The organism is Frateuria sp., from assembly GCF_035695185.1.
Taxonomy (GTDB): domain Bacteria; phylum Pseudomonadota; class Gammaproteobacteria; order Xanthomonadales; family Rhodanobacteraceae; genus Frateuria_A.
The window spans coordinates 1-2,443 of record NZ_DASSES010000167.1 but is presented as its reverse complement, the minus strand read 5'-3'; the positions used below and the strand labels follow the sequence as shown (position 1 = coordinate 2,443).

Annotated in this window: 4 protein-coding genes; 2 read left to right on the top strand and 2 right to left on the bottom strand. The window is 67.8% G+C overall.

The genetic code is table 11. The features are described 5' to 3' along the window. Window positions 1-169 precede the first annotated feature (169 nt). Both VFH59_RS13630 and VFH59_RS13625 read right to left on the bottom strand, forming a co-directional pair. Window positions 170-565, bottom strand: a complete 396-nt coding sequence (locus VFH59_RS13630) for a DOPA 4,5-dioxygenase family protein (protein WP_325165455.1) — start codon at window positions 563-565, stop codon at window positions 170-172. A gap of 98 nt (window positions 566-663) precedes the next feature. Next, window positions 664-864 (bottom strand): hypothetical protein, encoded by a 201-nt coding sequence (locus VFH59_RS13625; RefSeq protein ID WP_325165454.1) that lies wholly within the window; start codon window positions 862-864, stop codon window positions 664-666. Window positions 865-969: 105 nt separating this feature from the next. On the opposite strand from VFH59_RS13625, the gene VFH59_RS13620 reads away from it, so the two are divergent. Continuing rightward, window positions 970-1,917: a LysR family transcriptional regulator gene (locus VFH59_RS13620; protein ID WP_325165453.1), complete on the top strand. Its 948-nt coding sequence runs from the start codon at window positions 970-972 to the stop codon at window positions 1,915-1,917. 168 nt (window positions 1,918-2,085) lie between these two features. After that, window positions 2,086-2,370, top strand: coding sequence for a hypothetical protein (locus VFH59_RS13615; RefSeq protein WP_325165452.1), 285 nt, complete (start codon window positions 2,086-2,088; stop codon window positions 2,368-2,370). Window positions 2,371-2,443: the final 73 nt, after the last annotated feature.

Genomic DNA, 2,443 nt, shown 5'->3' with positions numbered 1-2,443 from the left:
GCGGCAAGGTGGTCGCGGTCCGGCTCGAAGACATGGTTTTCGCAAGACAGGTCGACAGCGCGAACCCACGTTGATTAGCAAGGCTTGCGAACGGTCGCATCCGCTGCCGCCATCACCGCCCCGTCCACTTGCAGCGACGCGGTTCGATGGTCACGCGTCCGCTGGCGGACTAGGCATCCGACAAGCCGAAACGCGCCACGCCCTTGTTGCGACCGGGCGGATCGAGCGTGCCCAGTTCCAGCGCCAACGGCGTGCCGATCCATTCGGCCAGCCGCGTGTGATCGGCGAGGTCGTCGTCGGTGAGCGGATGGATCAGTGCGGTGAGACCGGAGGCCCGGATGATCTCGCGCACCACCGTGAGCCCGTCTGCAGTGAAGTGGATCTCGAACTGCGGCAAGGGATGCGGCCCGGCCTGGCCATCCCGCAGGCTGCCGACGAAGCGCAACGGCGCAAGTTCGCCGGCGGCCATCCGGTCGCTCAGTACGCAACGCATGGTCTCGGCGAGCGGGCGGCTGGCCGCTTCGTAATAGATGTGCGCGTGGTAGGGCGCGTGTGCCTCGGCCATGGGCTGCGTCCTCCAGGAAAACCCCGTCGATGCGACGGGACGTATCTGCGGCGTATCGGCCCGTGCCTGCCTTATATCCGTATCGGCATGGATCGACCTCATGCCATCGCTCCGGCCGGCCGGCCCGGCGGCAGGATCGGCTGCCGGACGTCACGCACCGACCGCTCGCGCGGTACCGCCGGGGTCGCAGGCATCGGCGCGTTCCCGGCGGGGCGTGCCTTGCCGCTGCCGGGCTTTTCGCCGCGCGGGGGACGCGGGACCCAGTCGACGCTGGGGATATCCAGATGAAGGCTCGGCATGGCGACGCTCCGTGCTGCGGAAGGGTGCGCGGCATGTTGAGGCCACACCACTGCGCGATAAACGTGCCAGACTTTGCTTGATAACCAACCCCACGGTTTTGAATCATGAACAAGCTGGCTGGCATGGAAATGTTCGTGCGTGTGGTGGACTGCGGCAGCTTCACGGCGGCAGCCGAAGCCAGCGGCGTCTCCGCCACCATGGTCGCCAAGCACGTCGCGGCGATCGAGCAACGGCTGGGCGCCCGCCTGCTCCACCGCACCACCCGCAAACAGCAGCTTTCCGACGTGGGGCGGCTCTACTACGAGCGCTGCAAACAGGCGCTGGCCGAAGTCGCACTGGCCGAAGCGAGCGCGCTGGAACTGCAGGCCGCGCCGCGCGGACGGCTGCGGCTGGTGGCGCCGGTGGGTTTCGGCAGCCACATGGTCCCGGCGCTGGCCGAATACATGGCATGCCATCCGGAGGTCAGCGTCGAACTCACGCTGGACAATCGGCCGCCGAACCTGGCCGACGGGGGTTTCGAGCTTGGCATCCTGGTCGGGGACCCTACCGAACCGGGCGTAGTGGCGCGGCCATTGCACCCCTATCGGCGCATCCTGGCCGCCTCGCCCGATTACCTGGCGCGCCGCGGCCATCCCGTGCAGCCGGACGAGCTGGCACACCACGAATGCCTCGGCCTGTCCTACTGGCGGCGCTCCGACGTCTGGCGACTGGTCGGCCCCGATGGCGTCACCTGTGCCGTCACCGTGCATGGCCGCTTCACCGCCAACCAGGGCAACGCCCTGCGCATCGCCGCGCTCGGCGGCATCGGCATCGCGTTGCAGCCGGAGCCGCTGCTTGCCGACGACCTCGCCTCCGGGCGGTTGCAGCACGTGCTGCCTGATTGGTCGCTTGCGCCATCGCCGATGCATCTGATCTACGCACAAGACCGCCACCCCACAGCCAAGCTCCGTAGCGCGATCGACTTCCTGCTCGCGCGCTACGGCCAGCACCCGGCGGCCGGACCAGCTAACGCCGGCATGACGCTCGCGGCGGACACTCCAGCCGGCCCGTGACATCGCAAGAACCTGCTTGCTGAACTGCCCGCAACGGCGGTCCTAAACGGCGCCTGTCGTTCGGTGACGGTTGTCCATAATCAGCCGCTTGGGAACGGCGTTTTGACAGGTGCTGGACTGGCCTGCAGGACTAATGACGCACTGGTTGGACAGCTCACGGGACACACCATGCTCGATAGCGCGGAACATCTCGGCCAGGCCCTGGGCGACTGGTCGGGCCACCCCAACAAGGCCTATGTGGGAAAGATCGATCGCGTGCTGGCCTCCCCCACGCAGGCGTGGACGCCGGAGTACTACATCGACCACTACCTGCAGTCGCACAACCGGCCGGTCACCCACTGGAACCGCAACGTCGTGTCGGCCGCGCTCGGCAAGTTCAAGGGACGGGCGCCGTTCAAGCGGTGGGAGCTGGACGAGTTCCTCGACGCCACCTGGCGCTTCGCGCCGGACTGATGCCGGGAGGCCCCCTCCAGGCAACACGCGCGGGCGATTTGGCACGCATGAGGCGACTGTCGATCTGCCTGCC